The sequence below is a fragment of the Cytobacillus sp. QJM3NY_8 genome (assembly GCF_056173585.1).
The window spans coordinates 4,480,301-4,504,206 of record NZ_CM149681.1; the positions used below are offsets into that span (position 1 = coordinate 4,480,301).

The window sequence follows — 23,906 nt, forward strand, 5'->3', positions numbered from 1 at the left end:
TCGATTGCCTTTTTGGGATCAAATTAAAAGACGGTACCTTTACGAAACTGATTTTATTTTAATTGTTCTGCAGCCAGATCTTATAAAGTGTGCATTTTCTTAACATCAGATTTATATGCATTTCACCTGATCTTTTGAAAATTCATTATATCAGTAACATAATTCTCGAAACCTCCATCTCAAATACCCACAAACTTATCCACTGCAAAACACTTATTAATACAGTTGTCAACAAAGTTACTCACAGCATGTGGATAATCTTGTTCACTTTTCCACACTTTTATAAGCTTCTTATAACAATAATTAAATTAATACATATTTTACTGATTAGCCGTCAAAAGGATGAGAAATCAAGTTTTAACAAAATATCAATACAAAGAAATAGTAATAGTTTTGGTTATTTTTCATAAAATCTATTAACTCTACTCTATACGGAAGGTGTGAATGACACTGGAAACCGCAGCACTATATCTATCAGTAATCATGGCCATATTTTTATTTGCTTATGCCTATGCAGAGGGCATTAAAATTGCAAATTCAGATGAAGAGGTTTATGGTGGCACCTTCATCTTTTCAGTTACAGCCGCATTTATTTTTTCTGCTCTGACCTATGTATTCAAATAAAAAAATCTCCCCATTCCCAGGGAGATTTTTCTCTTATATAACTATAGATAGATTATCTACTTATCCGGAAATCGTTGTTTTTTTCTTCAATTCTTTCATCCGAATCCTTCTCTCATCTAATAAGAAGATAGTTATTCCTCCAATTACCACTGTTCCACCAAGAACTTGTGTCCATATAATCGACTCATGAAGCAAATAATAAGCTAGAATTGCAGCACCTACCGGCTCAAATAAGATGGCCATAGAAATAGTTGAGGTGCTTAGCCATTTAAGTGACCAATTAAATAATGTGTGTCCAAGCAGGGTTGGAATTAGAGCCAGCAATATAAAATATACCCAGTCACTGGTTCCATATGGGATTAAAGGTTCATTAACCATTAACACGTAGAATAACAATGTAACAGTACTTATACTGTAGACAACAAAAGTATAGGTAACGAGTGACATCCTTTTTCTGACTGTTTGCCCAAACATTAAGTAGGCTGTTACCAGGGCGCAGGCAATGATTGCAAGTATATCCCCGAACAAAGCAGTCCCGCTGATTTGAAAATCTCCCCAGCTGATAATAATACTGCCCACAATTGCGAGAAGCCCGCTTAATATTGCTTTCCAGGTAAACTTTTCTTTAAAAAAGAAATACGTGCCTGCAAATGCAAATAAGGGCTGCAGTGTTACAAGGACTGTAGAACTGGCTACAGAGGTGTAGTTCAGTGACTCAAACCAAAGAATAAAATGAAAGGCGAGAAACACACCGGCAATGATGGAATAGATCCAATCCCGCCGTGTAATAAGACGAAGTTCCGGAACATACTTTATAAGAAATACAGGCAGCATGAATAGGACAGAAAATAATAACCTGTAAAACGCAATGACTCCCGATGGAGCGCTGGATACCTTCACCAATATGGCTGAGGTTGAGACAGAAATGACACCAATTGCCAGGGCAACATAGGGATTTATTTTTTTATCTGACATTTTTAATACTCCTTGTTTCTGTTTCCTAATAATTAGGGTATATTTCATTTTACAACGTATATTCAAACTTTTACTACGGTTTTATTATAGCAGGATTTTAAAGATCATATTTTGGATATATAATACTTAAAAAAGCGGGAGATATTATGAGCAGTTTAGAGATAGAAATATTAATGAAACTGGGGATTTCAGCAGTGCTTGGTCTTGTTATCGGCCTGGAGAGAGAATTAAAAAGAAAGCCGGTCGGCTTAAAGACAAGTTTAGTTATTTCCATAGTAAGCTGCCTGCTGACTATTGTGTCTATAGAATCGGCTTATATGTTTCCTGGTAATGATGACATCAACATAACGATGGATCCTCTCCGTTTAGCTGCCCAAATTGTCTCAGGCATCGGCTTTTTGGGTGCAGGCGTTATTTTAAGGCGGGGAAATGACAGTATTTCTGGCCTTACAACAGCCGCATTAATTTGGGGGGCAGCAGGAATCGGAATTGCTGTAGGAGCAGGCTTTTATATTGAAGCAATGGCCGGAGTGGCGCTGCTGATTATTTCAGTGGAGGTAATTCCTTTTATCATGGGCTTAATTGGTCCCAAACGCTTAAGAGAAAAAGAAATCAACCTGCAGCTGAAAGTAAGGGATAAAGAAAATATTGCTGATATCATCCCAGCGGTAAAAGACCTTGATATATCTATAAAACATATTCGTATTAAAGACCTAGAAGATGAACATCTGCATCTTGTACAGCTGATAGTTGCCGTCGACTACAAAAGAAGAACAACGGATGTTTATTACAGCGTTTCAAGCATCCCTGGAGTGCAGTGCATGGAAATTGATAGTATGCAGTAAAATTTTTTAATAATTCCTCTTGCAAGATAACTCCGATGTGGTTATAATTTTTCTTGTACCACTACTCGGGGGATTAGCTCAGCTGGGAGAGCGCAACGCTGGCAGCGTTGAGGTCAGGGGTTCGAGCCCCCTATTCTCCATAGAAAAAAGCCTTGTATATCAAGGCTTTTTTTATTTTCGATTCAGAATGTTCGTTATTGTCGCTGGACTGTCACGAAATTTATTTTTGGAGTCTTTATACATTTTGAGGTATTTGTTAATACTAACGCACCCTTTTCTTTATGTAACATTCGTCACAATCTTTGTATATAAAAAGAAATGCATTATCGCCCCAACTCAATTAGAGAGTACTAACTATTCTACTTCACTACCAACAGTAGTATTAGCTCCGTTTATTTACTCGCGATTTTCGAAGGCTTGTCCGCGTGAAACTCCAACACTAATTTTACTATCCTGTGAATTCATTGCCCATTCTAAGTCTGTCATTGTGTCTTATCAGCCTACTGGTCTTAGTCTTAATAGGTTGAAAAATTTGCAGATATTAACTGGTTCCTATCCACAAAAAACGTGTTACTCGAGAAGAATCCAATTGCAATAATCAGAAGCAAAAAAACTAATTTGACTTGCTGATATCGTAAAGATAGAAAACATAATCATTAGATACACTTGAATAACCCTGTTGTCGTATCATTGCCGTAAGATTTCCGCGGTGATATGTGCCATGGTTAACAACATGCTGAACCAATTCTGAGAAGTAAGTATCCAGACGCCCAAATTTAGGATGTACCGGGGAAATCTCTTTATCCAAATCGCTAATATTATTAAGAAGCTTTTGATATTCCTCTGATAAACTTTGAAATAGCTTTTCCATTTCTTCAAGACTCTTATCCTTTGTCTTGTCTTGAGCAATGGCGATAGAAGCTTGAATCTCTTCCATACTATTCTCCTGCATTACACCAAGCCATACTGTATCTGTCATATAAATATGAACAAGTGCCTTCGAAATCGAGGAAAAAACACTTTGTATTTCCTGATCATAAATGTCCTTGGGTAATTCTTTCAATCGCTCGAAAAACTTTTTGTTTGCCCAAACATGATAATCATACAATTCTAATGCATGTTGTTTTCTCATCAAGGATTCCTCCCTTTTAGTTAATTTTCCCTAACTAAATAATTCGGTCCTCACTGTAAAAAACCCTGCCCGTTTGTTGAAGAGAGCAAAAGCACCAATTTCTTTAAGTACAAACCTTCACAAACTCTTCTAACCAACTAAGTTTGTACAAAATCATTTAATTGTAAAACTCCATATGTGTTTTTTCCTTTTTGTAATAATTTAGTCTGTCTTGTAAAGTACCTGTATGAAATTCAAACTTGTGCCCATCTGGATCAGTAAAGTAAATAGACTTTTTATCTTTTTCGTCTCTTGGACGCCCTGACAGAATGTTTACCTTCAATTCTTTTAGCTTACGGTACATATTATCAAATTCCGCTTCTTCTATTGAAAAAGCTATATGTGTATATGATTGGCAAATTTCAGTACGAGAAATATCCTTTTCTTCATTGAGGGCAAGCCATATACCGTTTAAGTCAAAATAGGCAGTACTACTTCCCTTAACTAATAACTTTGCACCAAACACATTTTTATAAAACTCAATAGAAGCTTCTAAATTGGAAACTGAAAATAAAAAATGATTAATGCCTTTTATTGACACCAAATCACCCCAAACTAAGTTTTTTTATATTCATTATTGCACCTGTATAAAGATTTATGATCCCCATCCTTTTACAAGTAAAAAGCTTGAAGATTCGTATTATCTTCAGCTTTAAATAGGACTAGTACAATAAAAACTTTATGAAATAATTTTTTGATATGTAGTCTCATCGCAAATGACAAATAGTTTCGCTGAATCGGGAATTAATTCATGATGACGGCGGGCTAAATCAAGAGAACTTCCATCTGAAATTAAGGTCGCTCCTATTTCAAAAAGTTCCATCGCTGCATCCCTGTATGTGCTCCAATGCGGTTTAGCCTTAATTTCATAGAGGTTTTCCCCTTCAGAGCTGCTCAGCATCTGATTAAAAAGCTTGCTTGAACCGTGGTTGATGGCCGCATGAGCCATGAGGCGGGAGATAGAATCATTTGAAAGGATCAATTCATCAACGTTTGCGTGTTCAAACAAGGAAACGTGCTTATCTTTTTTTATTTCAACAATGGTGTAGATGCTTTTCTCATATTTCTTTGAGATATGTTCCACCCTGGAAGCGATGAGAAGAGTTTTTCCATCGGAGTATTCAGCATGGTCATTTCGGTCATCCGAAAAAATGGCAACTGATTTTGCTTCAAGGATATTGGCTTTCATTAACACTTCCTCTTCAGCAGGATTTCCGCTGACAAAATGGACCCTCTCATGCTCCATGGGTGTTCTTTCAGAATGGTCAACAATGACAACATCACATTTTTGCTTGCTGTGAAGGATCTCCTCTACCACATTTTCCAATTTTTCTTTTGATGCACCAATTAGTATGTAATGCCCTTTTCCCGAATAAGTCAATCGTCCTTCCTCCTTCCATTTCCGGTACATGCTGAAGCTTTCAAAGACTTTCCCTATGATGATACCCATTGCGCCAATGCCAAATGTGTAAAGCAGCAGCATGGTGAAGATTCGACCAAAATCACTTTCAGGAAAATAGTCGCCATAGCCTACTGTGACAAGTGTTGTCATCGTCCACCACAGAGCATCAATAAAGCGCGGAAATGTTTCCGGCTCGGCTGCCCTCATCGTAATGCTGCTGAAGACAATGAGAAATAGTGCAAGAGCCGATGCTTGCAATATACTTATTTTCGTCATTTTTAAAAAAACTTTATGTAGAATCCACATTTTTTTCACCCCCCTTTTTTAATCCCGAACGGCAAATAATAGGAGAGATTATTTGTAATCGCTCCTCCTATTCTATATCCTGCAGCCGACGGTTTGCCGTTAAGAAGGAAGCTTCCCAATAAAAGTCTGCCCTTCTGTTTTCCCTTTTCACTATTGAAATCAACAGCAGGGTGCTCTACATATTGCTGATAAACTGGCAGATATTCAGTATATGATTGCTGGGCGTCAGCATGGGTGAGGAAGCCTTCATGATTATATATTTCGACCGTATCTCCTTCTCTTCCAAAAACAGGCTTTTTAACAAATGACAGCCCCGACATAATAAAAATATCAGGCTCAAGATAGGTTGGAAGGAAGGATTCTTCAATCCATACATGCTCTTCCTTTGTAAAAAATGGATGTTCCTCCATGTGCAATCCCCAAATAACCGCCTGTACCGCTTTGTTTTGCAGCATAAATGCGGATGGGGGATTAATAATCGCAAGCTTTTCTGCCTCGACCAGTTCCAGGAGCCATAAACCAATCCTGTTTCCATCTGCATCCTCATCGGAAATTAAGTTCTCAATCGGGAAAGTTTGACGGTACAATATATCAATTCTGGATCCCTTTTCATCAAAAAGCCCAATTCCTCTTTGAATCTCCAGTTTATGAAGAGGGATAAAATTAGAAGCCACACCGGAAAGCTTTTGAATATATCGGACTGTTTCCCGGTCTTCGAGGTTGTCTTCATGGGCAGTAAAGACAACATTAGGTGTTTTCAATTTCAATTTCCGTGCATATTGTTCAATGCTTCCACAAACTTCTTTACTCAGTAGACGTTCCATTCCTTCATTTGGGTCTTCTGCTGCAAATTCTTTGCACACCTCACTATTGACATGGAAAAGCTCTTTAATAAATGTTGGGGTATCAGCATTGATTTCAATGCATTTATAGCCAGCTCCGTATGGGATTAGATCAAGCCGGGCAATAACGCTTTCTGAGGCAATGCTTTTCAGTCTGATGAACGAAAGCGTTTCTTTCGGAAATCCCATTTCAATAAGTGTCCGATCTGGCACTTCTCGAAGCAGGCTGCACACCTTAAAAAATATTTTGCCAATTCTTTCACTGACAGTTCGGATACGTTCACGTTCAGTTCTATCGATATAGGCAATATCATATAGTGCATATTCTTCCCCATATAGATCGGCCCAGAAATGATTTATTTTGCGGTAAAACCTTTTTCTTTTATCATGGTAGGCTTTTTTATCCACTATTCCTTCTCTCCTATGTCCTTGATATATAGAACATATACGCCCCTGTCCTCGTCGATTTCAGTAGAAGTCACTTGCTTTTGCCCAATTCCGGGGATATCAACAATATCTTTTAAAAGATAGCGAATGATATCAAAATGCGTTTGACAAGGGATAATGGAAAGCAGTTTATAATTCTCCATTTCACGGTACCTGCGAACCTCGATATTCAGCCCTTTTCCGCGGAAAACTTTTTCGTCCAGCACGTGTGGATTTCTTCCTATGTCTTTAATGACGAGAATCTCCTCTTCTCCATCCATCTCGTTGCAAATAAGCTCGTACTGCTGGCCTCTCATGATAAAATAAGTGCATAGCTGCCTGGCATATAATTCATCAATTCCCACAGATTGAGCAGAATACTCATAAAAAGGTTCGTATTCGCCTTTCCCTTTGTCGATATAATACGTCAGCTTTTTCATCTATTAACCAGCTTTCTTAGTAAGATAGGCACTTTGCCACGATCCAGCCGATTGCCAATGATAAGGAAAACAGCATGACACCTACAGCACGGTTATCATCTTCGATTGCCTTATGGATACTGAAACGAATGGTGATAACTTCTGCCAAAATAAATACAATCACCTGCGAAACGATGCCGATTATACCCCATATGACCATGTCAAAAAGTGAGATGGAGTATTCAGCTGCAGCCCCCAAAACAATGGCAAGACCAATAATCTTTCCTCCAAGCACCAATGCTGCCGAAACATTCTTTTCGGCAATTAAGCTAATTTCCTTCAATTTTGGTGTACTAATCATAAACAGAACAATTCCGGCAGCCAAAAGAAGCAGCGCTACTCCTAAATACGAAGCAAAATTTACATATAAGTTCATAAACATACTCCCTTTCATCAATTCTTTACCTTATCCTCCGTAGCTCTTTTTGCCACTTCCAAATCCAGAGCTTTTCTGTCCCAATTCAGAATTACTTCCCCCTTTAAAAGACGTGCTATTTTTATAGTTTAGAAAATCCTTGCTTTTGTACAAAGCTGTTTTGTTTTTAAAATATTGGCCCCCATAATAATAATGTCTATAATAACTGGAACGGCTGTCATCACATTCCCATACCCCGTCATCTTCATCCCACTCCCAATCACTGCAGCTCGAATCCTCAGGCGGAGGAGGAATTTCCTGAGATTCTGAACCACAGCCGGAAAGACCAAGCATAAGTGCCGTTGATGTAATGCCCGTCATCATTTTTCTCGTTTTTGTCAATATCATCACCCCGCTTCCTCACACTTTTTAATTTACGAATATAAACCACAAAAGATTCGAAAACATTTATTTTTTGAAACAGCGGATTTCTCTTTTTCGAACATTATGTGAAGGACAAGGCGGAAGATTTATGACCCAAGAAAAATGATCAATCGGGACAATGCACATGTCCCCTCGGCCATCAGCTTTAAATCTGAGGAAACACCTTCTAAGATACCTTTGGACGTTGCAATGGTTTCTGATGTATCGCTCGCCCCTACTGTAATCGCTAAGGCAGCTGTACCTGGAGACCCTAGTGTATACATCCTGTCACCGCAGTTTCCAGCAGCAACAACCGACGTTACACCCGCCAGCACCGCATTATTTTATGCCATACTTGTGATATAGAAAGGAATATTATAGGACATTCCCAGAGAAGGGTTGATGACATCCATTCCATCTGCTACAGCCCGATCGATTGCAGCTAAAATTCTTCTGTTGTACCGGAACCATATTGTCCTAATACACGATACGCAAAAATATCCACATCCGGCCCAACTCCTGTCATCGCATAATCGGTTTTATTTTCACCTTGGCCCGCAATACTGGGGGAAACATGGGTTCCATGTTGAGTTTAATAAGTAGCGCCGGTCAATGGATTGAATTCCGCATATCCTGATTATCTTCTGGAATAAAATTGTATTCATTCTCTCACCTGCTATTTTTCTGTGTGTAATGGAGTACTATAGTATTTTTCTCACTAACCTTTATAGCGACCATTTGCTGAAGCCGGTATAAGTTCGTCCTCATAATGGTTAAGTTAGGATTTTATTATATTGATATTTGATATAATTTTATTTCCCGCAAATTTCATCAAGTTGATTTTTATGATAAAACACTGTCTGGCAACCCATGTCACTTTGACCGAACATTTTCTTATATATTAAGTGTTGTTTCACATATACAAACCCCAGCTGTCTTCATCTGAAGAGCTGGGGTTCTTAATTTTTTTGATCCAACTATTTATCTGACTGTCTAAAGGGAAAAATATTAAGTTAGACTAACTGACCGTTCTCTTTTACAACTGGTCTGAAGGATATATGGGCGGGTCAAGCTGAATTTGTTTATCTGGATAGATTTTAGAAATAACGGAAGAACCCAATAATCGATTTATTTCATTTGCTGGCATTTCCATTGAAACTCCGTTTAAAGCAGCCTTATAAGTGTGTTTAATCCGATACGGCACTTTATTATCATCTAATAATGAGAGAAGTTTCCGGAACGATTGATGACTTTGTTCAACTTGCCTTTTAGCTTCCTCTAATGTCAGGGTGAGTCCTTTCGCTTTCGCTTCTAAAACAGCTATTTTTGCAGGTTTCGTTTTGAATTCAATTATAATGGAAACGAGCTGATTGTTTGTAAGGTCAATGGATGGATCTACCTTGGCTGACGAATGCATCTTTTTTCCACCACCTTGTCATCTTTTTGAGAATCATTCTTTCCTTTATTAACCTGACATCCACCAAATATAATGTAACACTTCTTCCTAAGATGTTAACCCCTTCCTACTTGATAGAATTTTTCAAAAATATTATTCCATCAAATTTCATTATAATGAAACATAATTTGATATCAATAATAAATAGAGAACTCAGCAAGTGTTGATGACCAAAATAGGATTTCTAGCTATTAGGATTTTTACCTTTAAAAAATCTGCTTTCAGCTATGGGGTGAATTTTGCATGTATGAGGGAAAAACTATTAAATTTTATCGTGAGAAGGCTAAATTAACACAACAGCAGCTTGGTGAGGGGATTTGCTCTGATACACATGTCAGTAAAATTGAAAGGGGGATTACAGATTATTCTCCAGAAATCACTTGCTGTTTTCTAAACGGCTCGGAATTAATATTGAAGAGGAGATCATGCGATCTAAAGATATCAAGATACTTTCCCCCTGACCATTTGATTAATAAATTCAACTTCCGGCAACTAGAATAATTCAAAATGGATGGGTACCCTAGTTAAAATTTTATATAATGCTCATTAAAGCGGCAATGGGGGGAATTATTCCGCTGACATCAATGCTTTAACAGTCTAATCCAGTGCATCCATAGAAAAATAGATTAGAAAAGGAATACTGTCTACTTTTGTAGCTGAGCCCTCTTCCTCATTGGATTTAGGCGGGGCAAGCTTTACTTCTAACTCACTGTAAACTGCTTTCACGACTTCCGATTCCAGAAGATTCTGGATTTCGTTTGCCGGAAGTGTTACAGCGGCTCCATTTAAAGCATTTTTATATGTATGTTTGATCTCATACTTTGCATTTCCCGATTTAGCCTTTTTGCCTATTTTGTCCTGCAGGTCTTTCGCAAACTTTTTGTGTGACGCCTCTACCTTTTTCTTGGCCGCTTCAAGAGAAACCTCTTCCCCCTTCAACGATTTTTGAACTTTTTCTACCTTTGCTGGAAGCTGTTTAAATTCCACGATAACATTCACTTCTTCTGTGCTCTCCAAATCAATATCCCTAGATAATTGGAGTCCCTGCAAAGACCGGTTGGCTTCTAGCTTTTGCAAAGCTTCGCGCTGCTCTTTCGTTAGACTGGCTAAGATGTTCATGGCATCTGATTGAGTTTCTGCATGTCCAATAGATTCATAGCCTATTGGTGCGACACCGCCTATGAGCAGTCCAAGGCTTAATGCCACTTTTGAATATTTACTTTTACTCATTGATTCAACCCCTCTACTTTACTGACTCTAATTATATTTTCTGACAATTAGATTGTCATTGGGGTTAATTCAACAAAGTAAACATGGATAATTGATGGTTAAATAGGACCATTTCAACGAACGAAAAGCAGAAAAACCACTAATTTAGGAACATTAAGATATATATATAGACAAAAGGATACACAACTATTTTCCTGTTGTATTTGGGCAAAAACCTTTCTCTATCAAATCCAGGTTTCTACTAACGCAGAATCATCATCAGCAGATTTAGGCATTAAAGTAAAACCATCCGGTATCTCCTTTCTTATTGCATCTAAACTGACTCTCATGATTATATATTCTGTCGGCTTATCCGTATCGAAAATTCGCGCAACAAACATTCCGCGATAGTCTTTTGGATTTGAGAATATGCAAATAATCGGCATTTGATATTGATTGAAATTGATCTCTTCAAAAGAATTTATTAATTGATCTGTGTCTGCCATTTATCTATCTCTCCTTGTATATTTTTAATTGAATACAACTCGCATAATGTCACTTTCACCATTTTATTGTAATCGTAAATTGATAGGAAGACATCCATTACGCAAAATTAATAGCGACTAAAAAATAACAAGCCACCGTTTTGTACATTCAGTGGCTTGTTATTAATATTATAAAACTAATTAATATTTTGCTCCATCATCCATTTGTTTAGCTGTTACATTTAAGTTTGAACTATATGTAACTCCCTGATATTCGTTTCCTGCATTTTCATCAAGTTTAATAGCGAAAGAAAGATCGATGTACTGGTCATCGTTTAATTGCCAGAACTCATGCTTCTCACCCTCTTTTGATCCATCGCCTAACAACATCTTTGGTTTTCCTGCCATGCCTTTTGCAGCTGGTTCAGCCTCTGCTCCCTCTACAAACCCTACGATCATTTCAACTCCAGGAGCAATGGTCTTAGCTGCCTGCGTAACTTCATTAGTCGTTCCTTTGAAAAGCTGGTCAAGATAAATTCTTGATTCTTCCAGAATATCCTCGGTCATTTCTTGCCCTTCTGAAAACTTATAGGCAATGTATCCAACCTTATAGGCATCTAAAGGAACATCTGTGCTTAGAGACTGATTGTATGTAGCTTTCAGATAAGCATCCATATCTCCAGTGTTTTCTATTTTCAGCCACTCCCCATATTTTAATTGAGAAGGAGCAAACCCGGTAGCTTCGATAATTTTTGTCTGCATGTCCTGGCTGTTGTTAATTTCCAGTGTGCCATTTGTAATCTCACCTGAAGCATTCGTCTGGGAGGTAAACCAGGAATATGTACCAAAACTGCCTGACACAACAATCGCTCCGACTAACGCACTTCCTAAAAAGGCATTTTTCAACTTAAACATGTGTATCCCCCTATTATTTATTATGATTTGGTAAACTCCTCTTGCTTCTTCTCTTGCTTCTTCGCTTGCTTCAATTTTTCATATACGGTTAAACAAATATAACCTGTTAATGGAAGAACAATGAACAGCAGAAAGCCCATCGGCCCTTTCGTATAGCTGGAAAGAAAACCGAGCTTCGGAATATGAAACAGCTCTTTTCCTGCTATGTCACCTGCTGTTATAGCCTCTTCATCCGCCGTATTGTTGTTATCACCTTTTGTAAAAAAAAGTCTTTCCCCATTTTTTTCAACGATAGATGTTATTCTATGGGTAATGAGGTTCTTTTCTTCGTTGTAAAAAGAGATAATGTCACCTTCTTTAAGGTCCTCTGCATCAATCTCTCTAGTAATAATGACATCCCCCGCTTCAAAGACAGGAACCATACTATTCGACAATACGGTCAGCGGTTTAAATCCAAAAACGGTTAATGGTTTGTTGCTGCTAATGCTTGCAAAGATGGAAAGTATGATCATCATGATGAATAATATAATTGCTGCTGGGACTGTTTTTTTTACTAAAAACATTACTTTTTCCAATACTCACCCTCTATTCCCGTATATATGATTAGTAATAATATTGACAGATTTAATCAGAATTTAATTACTATTCTGATTAATAATTATATTATTGCACAGTTCTAAAAGTTGTTGTATTGGGGTTTTAAGAGAGGAAATTACTCATGAAGATACAGGTATTCATTCCTAAAAATCCAGGATTGAGGAACTGGATTTCTTAAAAATATGCGCAGATAGCCGAAGCATGCCTAAATAACCAGTCTATATCACCTAAGTAATTCCCCCAAGCTTTGTCTGCTTAAGGCTTGTACTATTATAAAAATTTCAGCTGCAGCTTGTTTTCACACGGTAAATCATACAGGCATCCATTTTTTCCAATCTAATAGGATATACAAAAGGAGTGATGGCAATGCCTTGGCAGCAAAAAATCAGATATTTAACAGGCCAGCCTGTTGGGATTTCATTCACCAATGGGCAAGGTGCAACGTGGGTTTTATGCGGAGTATCAGGTACAAAGGTTCTTGTTATTGAATACTTGTATCAAGCTCAATTTGCCTTAAAGCAATATGATGCCTTTATGATTCAGGATATTAATGGATTTCCTCCTTGTCATAACCAGCAGCCGCTTTATTAAAGAAATTGATATCTTTTGGGATATTACTCTTTCCTTATCTCTTTTATTAGTCAGAATAAATAAAATAGCTTTCCTATTCTGGTTCCATTTGCTTTGCTCATTGGTGGGACCAGAATTGAAAAGCCGCTGCTCTTTATAAAATAATGTCAAATATCTTCAATTACACAAAGTTATTATATTATAGGATTCTTTCTAAACGATGATTTTATATAACAGGGAATCCACGATTTATTTTACGAGTATTTTCTCTTTCTTTAGAATTTTAAATAGATAGCTAAGGAATTCTTCTCTTAGATCTTCTCTTCTTAGCGCAAAATCAATTGTTGCCTGTAAAAAACCCAATTTATCCCCAACATCATACCTAGTTCCTTCAAAAGCAATCGCAAATAGTGATTCTGCCTTTGACAATTCCTTTAGTGCATCTGTTAACTGAATTTCACCGCCTAATCCTGGAGGGGCATTTTCGAGGATATCAAAAATCGTAGGAGTAATGATATATCTGCCCAGAATTGCTATATTAGATGGAGCATTTTTAATAGAGGGTTTTTCAATCAGACTGTTTACCTTGAATATGCTTTCTTTAATATATTCACCTTGGATTATGCCGTATTTACTGATTTCATTTGTATTTACTGTTTGGACTCCGAGAATTGTTGTTTTATATACTTCATAGGCTTCTATCAATTGCTTTAAACATGGTTTTTTTCCATATACAATATCGTCGCCTAATAGAACTGCAAAAGGCTCATTGCCAATAAAGCTTTTTGCACAATATACCGCATGACCAAGTCCCTTTGGCTCCTTTTGCCGAATATAATGAATATTGATCATCTCTGAGATAGAGCGCACTTCATTTAGTAATTCATATTTTTTCTTTGCTTCGAGCTCAAGTTCGAGTTCTAAAGATTTATCAAAGTGATCTTCAATCGAACTTTTATTTCTTCCTGTTATTATTAGAATTTCCTCTATCCCGGATTCCACTGCCTCCTCTACAATATATTGAAGTGTTGGCTTATCAACTATAGGCAACATTTCCTTTGGCTGTGATTTAGTTGCCGGTAAAAATCTAGTTCCCAAACCCGCAGCCGGAATGATTGCTTTTCGAATTTTCATGTAAGATCCCCCCAAAAAAAACTCCTTAAGCAGTATCTGCATTTCCCTTGTCTCGTACTACTATTAGTATGCACTACTGCCTACAATCAGAAGAAAAACTTCAAATGAGTTGCTAGAAAGGCTCTAAATTTTTTAAAGGAATCTTTAACACTGCATGTCGAACCTTAAACTGTATTAAATGTTTATTAAAGTGGTTCGAAGCGGTTGCCTGATTTCCCACTATTTAAGATGCGATTTGCAGGTATTGTTCTCATGTCTAAATAATTATAATTGCTTTCTGCTTTAAATATAAAAATAGGGTCCGAATGCTGTATTTGCTCCAGATCCCAGCAAATTCCGTCAACTTTATTAATTTGCCCTTGAATGGTCATAATTCGTTTAGTGTTGGGTGTTGGCTGTATCTGTAAATTTGTGAAGGAATTTCCGCTGCATTCATTTGGAATGGTTTCGCTCCCTTCCAAGATAATATTATCAATGCAATCATCCAAAGAAATCTTATCAAAACGATTTGCATTCACGTAAGCAAATCCGCTTGCAGGTTTAACTGCTTTTAAATAAAGCCCTCTCGCAAATCCTACAATTTTGATATCCATAAAATTCACAAAAGAGATTTCATGTCCACTCCCGCCTGAATACAAGTGAATTCCAGTTCCTGATACTGTTCCTGACCAATTTATTATCACAATGTTATTTAGTGAAGCATTATGCCATGTGTTATAGTACTTATGCTTTCCGTCCAAATAAATAACCTCTTTGGTGTAGCCTTTATAATCAACCATAATTCTGGCGTTCCACAGCGAAGCATCCCTCTCTAATTCAAATCCTCTAACGTTTGCTCCAATGATAAATCTTGTCCCATAACTGCCTTGCAGCTTCACCCCCTGTTTGATAATAACGTTACCTGTCATGTAATAATCCTTATTTGCTGCAATAACGGTTTTTTTATTATTTTGAAAGGCGAAATTTATTGCCGCCTGAATTTTCGATTGTGCTGTACTGCCGGCGAAATCTTCAACGTAAACAATATTTGGATTTTCTGCCATCATAACTCACTCCATCCAATTTATTACTATATTGTATGTATCTTTAAATTCAACGAATAAACGAATAACCTATGCATCCAAAATTAATATTTAAATTGGAAGAATTCGAATGATTGATTTCAATTATTCTTTAGTAAACAATAAGTAAAAGAAAAGAACCAGCCCCTAATTTTTTCTTGAGAGCCGGTTAACTGTTTTCTATTAACTGATTATTGAATGCTTCTTTAAGGCATTTACTGAGTAATTTGCAAAATACCATAGTGCGGAAGCGAAATTAATTTTCTCTACTTTCCTATAGGTATTCCATGTTTTTTGAGCGGATCTGAGTTTATTGCCTGATAGGGAATGCTCTCTCTTTCTATAAATAGCCAACTCCTCATTTAGGCCATATGCATGGATCCCTTTAGATAAAATGGAAAGCCAAAGTCCGAAATCCTCTGAACAATCTCTATATAAAGGCATTTGCACGAACCCTAATTGTCTTATATCAAGCATTACAGTAAGTGTCCCTATCGCCGTATTTTTTAGTAAGCTATGATAAGTCGTTCTTGGCGGGACATTAATAACTTCTTTTGCTTTTTCCCCGCTTTCATTCATTATTCTGTAGCTTGTATATGAAAAAGCTATGTGATTTCTTTTCATGAACATTAACTGTCTTTCCAGTTTCTCCGGAAGCCAAATATCGTCACTGTCAAGAAAGGATAGGTAGTTCCCTTTTGCTGCTGCAATACCTAAATTCCTGGCATAGGCAGGACCCTTGTTTTCTTTCAGCTGTATTACTTTAATTCTGGATTCATCATGCATCTCTTTTTTTACTTTCTCTAATGTGTCATCAGAAGAACAATCATCAATAATAATCAATTCCCAGTTCTGAAAAGTTTGTGCTTTAACGGATTGGATTGCAGAGCAAATATAGTTTGAAGAATTATATGACGGAGTAATAATCGAAACAAGATCCTGAACTGAAGTTCCCATTTTTGGCATCTCCTCAATATTCATTTTTCATGTTGGAGTATATCTTCATAAACAAATGATTAGAAAGTAATCTCTAAATTGCCTTATCTTGTTTCAGACTTTTTATTAGATTCTGATGTCCATAATTGTTATTCTTCAATAATCCTTGAGCTCTATCTCGCTGAAGGACTACTTGCAATGTTTGAAACAAAATTTTTAGATCCAATGAAAAGGAATAATTTCGCACATATAATAAATCAAAGCGCAGCTTATCCTCAGCGGTCGTAGAATAGTAAGCTAATACTTGAGCAAGTCCTGTAATGCCCGGTTTAACTGATAATCTATAAGGATAATCGGGAAGTTTTTCTTTAAATTGGCTAATGAAGAATTCTCTTTCCGGTCTTGGACCAATTAAGCTCATCTCCCCTTTCAATACATTAAGGAGCTGGGGGAGCTCATCTAAACGAATAGCCCTTAAGAATCTTCCAATTATTGTTATCCTTGTATCCTTACTTGCAGCCAATACAGGACCGGTTATTTTTTCAGCATCCTCTATCATACTTCTGAATTTATAGATCCAATATGGTTTTCCATTTATCCCTATCCGTTCTTGTTTATATATAGCTGGACCACTAGAGGTCAGTGGGATTATTATAAGCAACAGTAAAAAAATCGGACTTGCAAGTACAAGCAGGATTACTGATGTGACTACATCAAAACCCCGTTTAATTATCCGCTGCCAAATGTTTAATCCAGGAGCATTAATTGGAATTACCAGCATATCACCAACTTGTTGTGATTTAGCAGATTGTACAAACAAGTCCGAAACATGAGGAACGATCAGGACCTCCTTCCCGTTCTTGATGCATAAGTTGAGGATGTCGCTTTTTAACTGTCCGATTATAGTAGGTGCAAGGAGAAATACATCGAATTTATTTACGTAGTTTTCTAAATGCGCTATTTGATTTAAAGGTAAATATCCTGAAATTTCAAACCACTTATGCCTATGGAATTTTTGTGCCAAAGACTGGCCAGTATTCTCATCCTCACAAATAATGATTACTCTTTTACGGCCATGTAATTTATTAGCAATAAGCCATATTCCGGCATGAACGGCCGCCAGCAAAATAATTTGGATAAAGACTGCTTCAATAAAGAAGCTTTTCCGATAAAACAATAAGGATCCTAAGCCGGATGAAGCGGAAACGAAGATTGAAAATAATATCATTGGTAAAACACGGGAATAAAGCTGTGTTTTTAAAGAATTTCCGCGTAAATTCTTATATAAATCAAAGAAATAGAAAAAGATGAAAGCTGCTGCTGAGGGTACCAATAACCAGAGTAAATTTAAGGATTCTAATTCTGCAGGTATTGAAAATACATGGTAAAACCAAATAGTCACTATATACCCTAAAAAAACCAACCCGATATCCAAAATGGCCAAAATCAATTTACACTACTCCTTTTCACAGTGTCCTTGGGGGAAGTTTGGCTCAAATCCATAATAGGAATTTCCAGCTCAGAGGGCGGATTTGTAATAGCACATATTAATAACACTTCCGATACTCCCCGAGAGTATTTTCCACCATGCTATCTAATGAGAATTCATCCTCCACTTTTCTTCTGGCATTTTCAATTAGCTTATATTTAAGTGACTCATCGGATTCCATTTCTAGTATTATTCGGCAAAACTCTTCTGCTGAATGACTGCTTATTAAAAAACCAGTCTCTTTATCAATAATGGCTTCCCTTATACCGCCCCGATCTATAGAAATAACGTTGGTTCCCACAGCCATAGCCTCTAAAATAACCATTGGGAATACCTCACGATAAGAAGTTAAGAGCAGAATGTCTATATTTTTTATAAATTCCTCCGGTCTGTTCACAGAACCAATCAATTTAACCTTATGAGACAGATTGCAGGTTTCAATCATGGTTTTGATTTTTTGCTTCCTTGGACCATCACCCGCAATATAAAATATAATTTGCGGTTTATCTCTTAGCTGATCTGCAATTCTAATAAATAATTCATGGTTTTTTTCCTCAGATAATCTTGCTAATATACCAACTTTAAAAAAATCACCTTTTTCCTCTTGATTAAAGCCAAATTGGTTCAAATCTACTCCGTTGTACACAGTCTTAATTTTGTTTGCCTTTATCCCAGCCTTAATAAGGTTGTTTTTTTCAAAGTCACTTACTGTGATCACTCTTTCAACATACCTATTTATTAAATAGGCAAAGACCCTGCGGCTTCTATTCTCAAGGATTGTTACATTATGCTTTGTATACATTATTTTAAATTTAATGCCAGATATTTTTCTGACACATATACAGTAAAGAACCATCCTTAAACTATTCGCGTGAACCAGGTCAATCTTTTCATCAGAAACTATCTTTACCAGTTTCTTCATATTCTGAGTATGGCTCGTTCTGCTTAGTTCGTGAAAACGGTGTTTATTTTTGATTCTTTCGTACAGTTGGCCGTGTCCTGCTGCAAAGTGAAAAGTAATATTTGAATCATGCATGAGGTTCTCTAATTTACAAAAATACATTTCAGCTCCTCCGAAATCTAATTTGTCTGTAATAACCAGGATATTCACGCTTTGCCTTCACCTCCTATTCATTTTTTTCTGCGGAATGGACAGGATAAATCACTGCGCCTCGCTGATTTATTTGATTTTTGTTCCGTTCATTATGCAAATAGGTTGATAGGATCGCTAAGTACAAAAAAAACATATCGTTAATAATGATCGAGAGGAATCCCATTTGAAGTATTATTCCAAAAAAAACAAGTAAGAGATAGGGTTTGTTTCTATATAACTTACTTTGGATCAATTGCATAAACACTGTAAGAATAAACACACCGAAACAGGATATGCCGATTAATCCTGATTCTGATAAAATCTCCAAAAAGGTGTTATGGACCTGAAGCGAATCACCATATTGAAATGAATTATATGCGGGAAAATTATAAGCTCCAATTCCTAAATACTTATTGGAAACAAAGAAATCCCAGGCTCTTCCCCATAATTCCAATCTTCCGCTTCCGCCATCCTCTGCAAGATCTTCTATTCTAGATCCTAAGATACTGAAAAGATCTAATTTCATATAGAAGACCGCAAGGTAAACAGCAGCTGATAGAGAAACAACCATCCCAGCTAGAAGCTTTATCCTTTTTAAAGGCTTATCTTTCAAAATATAAAGGCATAGAATAATCAATAATACTAATAGTCCTCCCCTTGAAAAGGTTAATAAATTTGTAAGAATACAAAGGAGCAATCCCATTTTATTTTTCATGGATTTTGAATGGCATAAAAAATAACAGAAAAAGAGAGTATTATAAAAGACAAAGTAATTTGGATCCTGCAGTACTCCGATTAACCTTGGGTAATTACGGTCAAGCATCACACCCCATTCATAGATTCTGTCACCCTCAAAGTCAAAGCCGAGTCTCTGCAGCCCTATCAAATATAAAATGAGGCTTAGGGTATTAAACAAAACACCTGCATCGGCAATAGCTCTTTCGATAGTCCAATTATTAGTACGGCCGATGATTGATTTAATAATGAAATAACATGCAATATAAAGTATAATCCCCAGTAAAATTCTTATACTTGCAGAGGGATATAACGCAAACGCTCCTGTAAAACTATACATTAAGTAAAAAATCAGCATTGCCACTTCAAATCCATGCAGGCGCTGAAAGTAAAATGAACTTATATGGACTAGTAAATATAAAAAAGAAAAGATCAAGTATGGCTTTATGGCAAAACCGATGTAAATATAATAATTTGCCATAGTTACGAGCAAAAAAAGGAAGAATAGCGTGAAGCTGGCTTTTTGTTTTCTGATCATAATACCTTGGTCCATCTTATCCTCCCTGCGTTTCCTTGACCCTCCATTTATTAAGTACTCTTGTCATAACATCAAGAATCATATTCTTCATCTCTTTATCTATGAAAATGACTAGAACCAATAGAAGAAAATGAAATAAGAAAACGATGATATAGTGAGAATCAGTAAACAGTTTTATACTGCAGATGCAGATAGCAAAAAATAATAAATATGGAAATAAAGCTTTTTTTGCTATTATCCAGCGATTAGGATTACAGATCCAAAACCCCAAAAGTGCAATTCCTTCAATTGCCGCTCCTGCACATGCAGCACCGGCTATGCCATATGATTTACTGAACTGAATATATAAAAGGATGCCTGTAATAATGGCTATGGCCTGTATGGCAGTTCGGTAAGATTGCAGCCCTTTAGTAGTTAGCCCGTCAGCTAATGCAATATTTATAGCCTGCAGAGTAACCATTAAAGATAAAATCTTTAGCGGAAATGAAGCATCAATCCACATTTCACCAAATAATAAACGGATAACTGCATCCGATTTAGCATACAGGGGAACTGTTATCGTTATACCAGCCAATGCCATCAGTTTAATAAGAGTAATGTTTTTATGTAAGTGCTCCTGTAGTTGATTATTATTATATGCCCTGAATAACACAGGGTAGTAAGCTCCTGCTATAATAAACGGGATTTGCTGCAGTGCCTGGGGGATCCGGTATGCAACTGCAAATATGCCTACTTCACTTAGGGTCAAAGTTTTTTCTATAATAAGAGGGCCTAAATGAGGTAAAATGACAAAAAGCAGGCCACCAAGCGAAAATGATCCAATATTTCGCAATAGTCCCTTATGAAACGAACTTTTCATTCGTATTTGCACGTATTGGCGTACTTTATATATTCCAAACGCTCCTGCTGCCAGGTAAGAAAAGCCGTATAAAGTGCAGATGATTAAATGGTTTAAATTAAATATTAATCCAGCAGACAATGTGACAACTAAACAAACAGAGGCTATAATCCGGATTAAGCCGCAATAGTGCATTCTCTCAATCATTTGAAAGAATATGGTTCCAATACTTTGCAGAGTAAGCCCTAACACCATAGGAATAATTAAAAAATATGATGTTAAAATGAACTCTTTATTCCATGAATTTGTAAAATGAATTATGGCAAATCCACATAAGAGAGAAACAGCAAGTAAAATGATTCTAACCTTCAAATAAGAGGAAATTAGAATTGATAGGTCCACGTCTTTCTTAGATCCTTCTCTTAACACAATGTTGTTCAGCCCGGCATCTGTTAAATATCCCATAATCATTGCAAAAGCTAACGCTACACTAAACATGCCATAATAATAGGATTGCAGATAATTAGCTAAAATAATTAAGGCAGCAGCATTTAAACCACTCGATAAGGCGGTACTATAAAATAAGTGAAATATATTTTTTCCTATAGTATGTTTCTGTAATTTTTTCAATGGCATAGCCACCCGCGTGTTAGTTAGGCATTAACCTGTTTGATAAATAACCCCTAATATTTTGCTGTTTTTCCGTTCTAACTTCATTTTTGCTTTGAAAGCATCATCTTTTTTTGTCTTGTTTTCCTTAAGTACTAATATGGTTCCATCACAATAACTCGCTAACACTTGAGAATCTGATGCAGATAAAATAGGCGGTGCCTCAAAAATAACAACATCGTATTCTGTCCTGCAGCAGCTTGCCATATCCTTTATTTTGCTGGCTACCCATATTTCTGATGGATTTGAAGGAACTGGACCTGCAGGCATTACGAATAAGTTTGGAATAAGCGTCTCTTTACTATTCAAATGGATGCTTTCCGCATACCTAACTGCATTTGTAAATCCATTTTCATTCTTCATCTGAAACCAATGATGGAGTGAAGGGCTGCGAATATTTGCATCTACCAAAAGCACCTTTTTTCCCTGTTCGACAAAAGCAATCGCCAATTTAGAAGAGATAATAGATTTCTGTCCCTCCTCACTGGGTGAAGTTACCATTAATAATGGGGATTCACTATCATATAAATGTTCTATATAAGTACTAATCATACGAATTTGCTCTGAACAAATGGATTGGCCACTTTGTTGGACCATCTTGGTATATTTTTTTATTTTCTTTTTTTTAAACACCGATTTGTCTCCCTTTTTCATTATTTACTAAGGATGCCTGATGTTTAACTCCAGTTTTATTCTTATACATTCTTTTGCTTTTTTTTAAATTAACCTGTCCCAGGACAGGAAGTCCCAAAGTCATTTCTACTTCGTTTACATTTTTTATTGATTCATCCCAATACTCTCTGCACATGGCAAGTCCCACTCCAAGAAAAAGGCCTATTACCAGACCAATTGCGATATTCAATGACAAACTTCCGACAACTTTAATCGATGGGTCTGTATCATTGTCGCTTAATAGCTTTATATCCTGCACATCAAACTGAGCATTCATTTTATTAACTGTTGTTTTAGCAATCGTATTGGCAATTTCCTTGGTCGTACCCAAATCATGCCCTCTTACCACTACGTTGACTATTTGTGAGTCTCGATTGTTTTGGACAGCTAACTTTTTCTCTAGTTCATCATCTTCCAAATTAAACTGTTCTTTAACAGAATTCAGGACAATCGGACTCTTAATTAGATCAATTGTTGAAGCAAGCAGCATGTTAAGTTCCTGTGAATCTCCATATTGCCCATCCTTTTTTGTCAGCTTGCCGATAAGTATATTCTCAGTTGCTTCATAAGTCGGCTTTATAACATAAATGGACAGACACAAAGTCAGAAGGAAAATGCAAATCACAGTAAAAATAATGGTCAGCCATCTTTTTTTCATTATCTTGAAAAATGTTTTTAGATCTATATGTTCGTTCATGGAAACCTCCAAAACTTTTATGCCTTTAATTGAATTTGGTCCATAAAGGCAACCGTTTCTCTTAAACCATCTATAAAAGTATACCGGGGCTCCCATTTCAGCAATTTAAGAGCTTTTTTATTTGATAAACAGCTATGCCTTATATCTCCTTCCCTTTCCTCATGGTAAATTGGCATAACCTCAGACTCTAATAGATAGTTCAGCTCGTTTACAATATCTTTAATGGAAGTTTGAGTATTATTACTTATGTTAATTATTTCATTATCACCATAAAGAATAGCTGCTGCATTTGCTTTGGCAACATCCTTTACAAATACAAAATCTCTTGTCTGGAAACCATCTCCATAAATATTCAAGGATTGTCCAGTTATTGCCCTCTCAATGAAAATAGCAACTACTCCTGCTTCACCCTCTGTATCTTGCCTCATGCCATAAACATTCGAGTACCGTAAAATTGTGTAAGACAGTCCGTACAGATCTGAAAAAAGCTTAATATAGGATTCAGCATTTAGTTTCGATAAGCCATAAAAGGATATAGGTAATACAGGATGTTCTTCGTCAATCGATAAATATTTTGGATTTCCATATAATGCAGCTGTGGATGCGAATATAAATTTCTTCGTTTGATGCCTTACACATGCATTCAAAAGATTGATTGTTCCAATAATATTTGATTCTCCATCTAATTTTGGATGAATCAATGAATTGGAAACTGACACTTGTGCAGCTTGATGAATTACATAATCCGGTTTTTCTGCCAGGAAAATTGGATCTAAATTTCCGCATATATCAATATGGTAAAATCTAGCTCCGGCAGGAATATTGTGTTCTTGTCCAGTTACTAAACTGTCCAAAATAACGACTTCATAATCTTCTTTAATAAGCTCTTCGGCAATGTGGGAACCAATAAATCCTGCTCCGCCGGTTAACAAAACCTTCATAGTATTCACCTTTCCGTTTAAAG

General features: G+C 36.6%; 27 protein-coding genes, 1 tRNA gene and 1 pseudogene. 5 read left to right on the top strand and 24 right to left on the bottom strand.

Annotated features, from left to right (window positions below; genetic code table 11):
* Nucleotides 1–444: 444 nt before the first annotated feature.
* Nucleotides 445–624, top strand: a complete 180-nt coding sequence (locus AC0VZ9_RS22980) for a hypothetical protein (protein WP_009331576.1) — start codon at nucleotides 445–447, stop codon at nucleotides 622–624.
* 60 nt (nucleotides 625–684) lie between these two features.
* Here the strand turns inward: AC0VZ9_RS22980 and AC0VZ9_RS22985 are convergent, their stop codons facing one another.
* The gene (locus AC0VZ9_RS22985) at nucleotides 685–1,599 is read right to left on the bottom strand and encodes a DMT family transporter (RefSeq protein ID WP_009331577.1); all 915 of its coding nucleotides are present in this window, start codon (nucleotides 1,597–1,599) and stop codon (nucleotides 685–687) included.
* Between the two features lie 146 nt (nucleotides 1,600–1,745).
* On the opposite strand from AC0VZ9_RS22985, the gene AC0VZ9_RS22990 reads away from it, so the two are divergent.
* Both AC0VZ9_RS22990 and AC0VZ9_RS22995 read left to right on the top strand, forming a co-directional pair.
* Nucleotides 1,746–2,444, top strand: a complete 699-nt coding sequence (locus AC0VZ9_RS22990) for an MgtC/SapB family protein (protein WP_009331578.1) — start codon at nucleotides 1,746–1,748, stop codon at nucleotides 2,442–2,444.
* 67 nt (nucleotides 2,445–2,511) lie between these two features.
* A tRNA-Ala gene (locus AC0VZ9_RS22995) sits at nucleotides 2,512–2,584 on the top strand.
* Between the two features lie 473 nt (nucleotides 2,585–3,057).
* Here AC0VZ9_RS22995 and AC0VZ9_RS23000 read toward each other — a convergent pair.
* From AC0VZ9_RS23000 to AC0VZ9_RS23040, 9 genes and pseudogenes are all read right to left on the bottom strand, one after another.
* Nucleotides 3,058–3,576, bottom strand: coding sequence for a DinB family protein (locus tag AC0VZ9_RS23000; protein WP_019383238.1), 519 nt, complete (start codon nucleotides 3,574–3,576; stop codon nucleotides 3,058–3,060).
* A 157-nt stretch (nucleotides 3,577–3,733) separates the two neighbouring features.
* Nucleotides 3,734–4,156: a FosM family fosfomycin resistance protein gene (fosM, locus tag AC0VZ9_RS23005; RefSeq protein ID WP_475396745.1), complete on the bottom strand. Its 423-nt coding sequence runs from the start codon at nucleotides 4,154–4,156 to the stop codon at nucleotides 3,734–3,736.
* 138 nt (nucleotides 4,157–4,294) lie between these two features.
* A complete protein-coding gene (locus AC0VZ9_RS23010; RefSeq protein ID WP_019383236.1) occupies nucleotides 4,295–5,323 on the bottom strand; it encodes an ion channel in 1,029 nt (342 codons plus the stop codon).
* Nucleotides 5,324–5,328: 5 nt separating this feature from the next.
* Nucleotides 5,329–6,573, bottom strand: a complete 1,245-nt coding sequence (locus AC0VZ9_RS23015) for a glutathionylspermidine synthase family protein (RefSeq protein WP_251175056.1) — start codon at nucleotides 6,571–6,573, stop codon at nucleotides 5,329–5,331.
* The gene (locus tag AC0VZ9_RS23020; protein ID WP_019383234.1) at nucleotides 6,573–7,031 is read right to left on the bottom strand and encodes a hypothetical protein; all 459 of its coding nucleotides are present in this window, start codon (nucleotides 7,029–7,031) and stop codon (nucleotides 6,573–6,575) included. Before AC0VZ9_RS23020 ends, AC0VZ9_RS23015 begins: the two co-directional genes overlap by 1 nt.
* A gap of 16 nt (nucleotides 7,032–7,047) precedes the next feature.
* Nucleotides 7,048–7,446, bottom strand: coding sequence for a DUF350 domain-containing protein (locus AC0VZ9_RS23025; RefSeq protein ID WP_009331584.1), 399 nt, complete (start codon nucleotides 7,444–7,446; stop codon nucleotides 7,048–7,050).
* Between the two features lie 30 nt (nucleotides 7,447–7,476).
* Nucleotides 7,477–7,833 (bottom strand): hypothetical protein, encoded by a 357-nt coding sequence (locus AC0VZ9_RS23030; RefSeq protein ID WP_019383232.1) that lies wholly within the window; start codon nucleotides 7,831–7,833, stop codon nucleotides 7,477–7,479.
* Nucleotides 7,834–8,051: 218 nt separating this feature from the next.
* Nucleotides 8,052–8,440, bottom strand: a pseudogene (locus tag AC0VZ9_RS23035) (S8 family serine peptidase); the annotation flags it as partial.
* Between the two features lie 444 nt (nucleotides 8,441–8,884).
* Complete coding sequence (locus AC0VZ9_RS23040; RefSeq protein ID WP_475396746.1) at nucleotides 8,885–9,265, bottom strand: protease inhibitor I9 family protein; 381 nt, start codon at nucleotides 9,263–9,265, stop codon at nucleotides 8,885–8,887.
* 282 nt (nucleotides 9,266–9,547) lie between these two features.
* Between AC0VZ9_RS23040 and AC0VZ9_RS23045 the strand changes: the two genes are divergently transcribed.
* Nucleotides 9,548–9,805 carry a helix-turn-helix domain-containing protein gene (locus AC0VZ9_RS23045; protein ID WP_475396747.1) on the top strand — a complete coding sequence of 86 codons (258 nt, stop codon included), beginning with the start codon at nucleotides 9,548–9,550 and terminating at the stop codon, nucleotides 9,803–9,805.
* Nucleotides 9,806–9,901: 96 nt separating this feature from the next.
* Here the strand turns inward: AC0VZ9_RS23045 and AC0VZ9_RS23050 are convergent, their stop codons facing one another.
* The 4 genes from AC0VZ9_RS23050 to AC0VZ9_RS23065 all read right to left on the bottom strand — a co-directional run bounded on the left by AC0VZ9_RS23050 (nucleotide 9,902) and on the right by AC0VZ9_RS23065 (nucleotide 12,488).
* Nucleotides 9,902–10,534, bottom strand: a complete 633-nt coding sequence (locus AC0VZ9_RS23050) for a protease inhibitor I9 family protein (protein WP_475396748.1) — start codon at nucleotides 10,532–10,534, stop codon at nucleotides 9,902–9,904.
* A 224-nt stretch (nucleotides 10,535–10,758) separates the two neighbouring features.
* The gene (locus AC0VZ9_RS23055) at nucleotides 10,759–11,019 is read right to left on the bottom strand and encodes a hypothetical protein (protein WP_019383228.1); all 261 of its coding nucleotides are present in this window, start codon (nucleotides 11,017–11,019) and stop codon (nucleotides 10,759–10,761) included.
* A 180-nt stretch (nucleotides 11,020–11,199) separates the two neighbouring features.
* On the bottom strand, nucleotides 11,200–11,913 hold the full coding sequence (locus AC0VZ9_RS23060) for a hypothetical protein (protein ID WP_251266901.1): 714 nt from the start codon (nucleotides 11,911–11,913) through the stop codon (nucleotides 11,200–11,202).
* Nucleotides 11,914–11,933: 20 nt separating this feature from the next.
* Nucleotides 11,934–12,488 carry a signal peptidase I gene (locus AC0VZ9_RS23065; protein ID WP_251266900.1) on the bottom strand — a complete coding sequence of 185 codons (555 nt, stop codon included), beginning with the start codon at nucleotides 12,486–12,488 and terminating at the stop codon, nucleotides 11,934–11,936.
* Nucleotides 12,489–12,876: 388 nt separating this feature from the next.
* Here AC0VZ9_RS23065 and AC0VZ9_RS23070 point away from each other — a divergent pair, with 388 nt between their 5' ends.
* Complete coding sequence (locus tag AC0VZ9_RS23070; protein WP_475396749.1) at nucleotides 12,877–13,101, top strand: hypothetical protein; 225 nt, start codon at nucleotides 12,877–12,879, stop codon at nucleotides 13,099–13,101.
* Nucleotides 13,102–13,329: 228 nt separating this feature from the next.
* Here AC0VZ9_RS23070 and galU read toward each other — a convergent pair whose 3' ends face one another.
* From galU to AC0VZ9_RS23120, 10 genes are all read right to left on the bottom strand, one after another.
* A complete protein-coding gene (gene galU / locus AC0VZ9_RS23075) occupies nucleotides 13,330–14,214 on the bottom strand; it encodes a UTP--glucose-1-phosphate uridylyltransferase GalU (RefSeq protein WP_251175051.1) in 885 nt (294 codons plus the stop codon).
* A 185-nt stretch (nucleotides 14,215–14,399) separates the two neighbouring features.
* Nucleotides 14,400–15,260, bottom strand: a complete 861-nt coding sequence (locus tag AC0VZ9_RS23080; RefSeq protein ID WP_251266898.1) for a hypothetical protein — start codon at nucleotides 15,258–15,260, stop codon at nucleotides 14,400–14,402.
* A gap of 198 nt (nucleotides 15,261–15,458) precedes the next feature.
* Nucleotides 15,459–16,232 carry a glycosyltransferase family 2 protein gene (locus AC0VZ9_RS23085; RefSeq protein ID WP_475396750.1) on the bottom strand — a complete coding sequence of 258 codons (774 nt, stop codon included), beginning with the start codon at nucleotides 16,230–16,232 and terminating at the stop codon, nucleotides 15,459–15,461.
* A 73-nt stretch (nucleotides 16,233–16,305) separates the two neighbouring features.
* On the bottom strand, nucleotides 16,306–17,661 hold the full coding sequence (locus AC0VZ9_RS23090) for a sugar transferase (protein ID WP_475396751.1): 1,356 nt from the start codon (nucleotides 17,659–17,661) through the stop codon (nucleotides 16,306–16,308).
* 97 nt (nucleotides 17,662–17,758) lie between these two features.
* Nucleotides 17,759–18,811, bottom strand: a complete 1,053-nt coding sequence (locus AC0VZ9_RS23095) for a glycosyltransferase family 4 protein (RefSeq protein WP_374940703.1) — start codon at nucleotides 18,809–18,811, stop codon at nucleotides 17,759–17,761.
* A 16-nt stretch (nucleotides 18,812–18,827) separates the two neighbouring features.
* Nucleotides 18,828–20,081 (bottom strand): O-antigen ligase family protein, encoded by a 1,254-nt coding sequence (locus tag AC0VZ9_RS23100; RefSeq protein ID WP_251266895.1) that lies wholly within the window; start codon nucleotides 20,079–20,081, stop codon nucleotides 18,828–18,830.
* A 1-nt stretch (nucleotide 20,082) separates the two neighbouring features.
* Nucleotides 20,083–21,534: an oligosaccharide flippase family protein gene (locus AC0VZ9_RS23105; RefSeq protein WP_251175046.1), complete on the bottom strand. Its 1,452-nt coding sequence runs from the start codon at nucleotides 21,532–21,534 to the stop codon at nucleotides 20,083–20,085.
* Nucleotides 21,535–21,564: 30 nt separating this feature from the next.
* Nucleotides 21,565–22,206, bottom strand: a complete 642-nt coding sequence (locus AC0VZ9_RS23110) for a CpsD/CapB family tyrosine-protein kinase (RefSeq protein ID WP_034296032.1) — start codon at nucleotides 22,204–22,206, stop codon at nucleotides 21,565–21,567.
* Nucleotides 22,199–22,942, bottom strand: coding sequence for a YveK family protein (locus tag AC0VZ9_RS23115; protein WP_217034008.1), 744 nt, complete (start codon nucleotides 22,940–22,942; stop codon nucleotides 22,199–22,201). The genes AC0VZ9_RS23110 and AC0VZ9_RS23115 overlap by 8 nt, the downstream gene beginning before the upstream one ends.
* Before the next feature lie 17 nt (nucleotides 22,943–22,959).
* A complete protein-coding gene (locus AC0VZ9_RS23120) occupies nucleotides 22,960–23,883 on the bottom strand; it encodes an NAD-dependent epimerase/dehydratase family protein (protein WP_251175045.1) in 924 nt (307 codons plus the stop codon).
* Nucleotides 23,884–23,906 lie beyond the last annotated feature (23 nt).

Excerpts from the sequence above, each read along its gene's own strand:
- AC0VZ9_RS22980 (WP_009331576.1), top strand. The coding sequence starts at position 445 with ATGACACTGGAAACCGCAGCACTATATCTATCAGTAATCATGGCCATA.
- AC0VZ9_RS22985 (WP_009331577.1), bottom strand. The coding sequence starts at position 1,599 with ATGTCAGATAAAAAAATAAATCCCTATGTTGCCCTGGCAATTGGTGTC.
- AC0VZ9_RS22990 (WP_009331578.1), top strand. The coding sequence starts at position 1,746 with ATGAGCAGTTTAGAGATAGAAATATTAATGAAACTGGGGATTTCAGCA.
- AC0VZ9_RS23000 (WP_019383238.1), bottom strand. The coding sequence starts at position 3,576 with ATGAGAAAACAACATGCATTAGAATTGTATGATTATCATGTTTGGGCA.
- AC0VZ9_RS23010 (WP_019383236.1), bottom strand. The coding sequence starts at position 5,323 with ATGTGGATTCTACATAAAGTTTTTTTAAAAATGACGAAAATAAGTATA.
- AC0VZ9_RS23020 (WP_019383234.1), bottom strand. The coding sequence starts at position 7,031 with ATGAAAAAGCTGACGTATTATATCGACAAAGGGAAAGGCGAATACGAA.
- AC0VZ9_RS23025 (WP_009331584.1), bottom strand. The coding sequence starts at position 7,446 with ATGAACTTATATGTAAATTTTGCTTCGTATTTAGGAGTAGCGCTGCTT.
- AC0VZ9_RS23030 (WP_019383232.1), bottom strand. The coding sequence starts at position 7,833 with ATGATATTGACAAAAACGAGAAAAATGATGACGGGCATTACATCAACG.
- AC0VZ9_RS23040 (WP_475396746.1), bottom strand. The coding sequence starts at position 9,265 with ATGCATTCGTCAGCCAAGGTAGATCCATCCATTGACCTTACAAACAAT.
- AC0VZ9_RS23045 (WP_475396747.1), top strand. The coding sequence starts at position 9,548 with ATGTATGAGGGAAAAACTATTAAATTTTATCGTGAGAAGGCTAAATTA.
- AC0VZ9_RS23050 (WP_475396748.1), bottom strand. The coding sequence starts at position 10,534 with ATGAGTAAAAGTAAATATTCAAAAGTGGCATTAAGCCTTGGACTGCTC.
- AC0VZ9_RS23055 (WP_019383228.1), bottom strand. The coding sequence starts at position 11,019 with ATGGCAGACACAGATCAATTAATAAATTCTTTTGAAGAGATCAATTTC.
- AC0VZ9_RS23060 (WP_251266901.1), bottom strand. The coding sequence starts at position 11,913 with ATGTTTAAGTTGAAAAATGCCTTTTTAGGAAGTGCGTTAGTCGGAGCG.
- AC0VZ9_RS23070 (WP_475396749.1), top strand. The coding sequence starts at position 12,877 with ATGCCTTGGCAGCAAAAAATCAGATATTTAACAGGCCAGCCTGTTGGG.
- galU (WP_251175051.1), bottom strand. The coding sequence starts at position 14,214 with ATGAAAATTCGAAAAGCAATCATTCCGGCTGCGGGTTTGGGAACTAGA.
- AC0VZ9_RS23080 (WP_251266898.1), bottom strand. The coding sequence starts at position 15,260 with ATGATGGCAGAAAATCCAAATATTGTTTACGTTGAAGATTTCGCCGGC.
- AC0VZ9_RS23085 (WP_475396750.1), bottom strand. The coding sequence starts at position 16,232 with ATGGGAACTTCAGTTCAGGATCTTGTTTCGATTATTACTCCGTCATAT.
- AC0VZ9_RS23100 (WP_251266895.1), bottom strand. The coding sequence starts at position 20,081 with ATGGACCAAGGTATTATGATCAGAAAACAAAAAGCCAGCTTCACGCTA.
- AC0VZ9_RS23115 (WP_217034008.1), bottom strand. The coding sequence starts at position 22,942 with ATGAACGAACATATAGATCTAAAAACATTTTTCAAGATAATGAAAAAA.
- AC0VZ9_RS23120 (WP_251175045.1), bottom strand. The coding sequence starts at position 23,883 with ATGAAGGTTTTGTTAACCGGCGGAGCAGGATTTATTGGTTCCCACATT.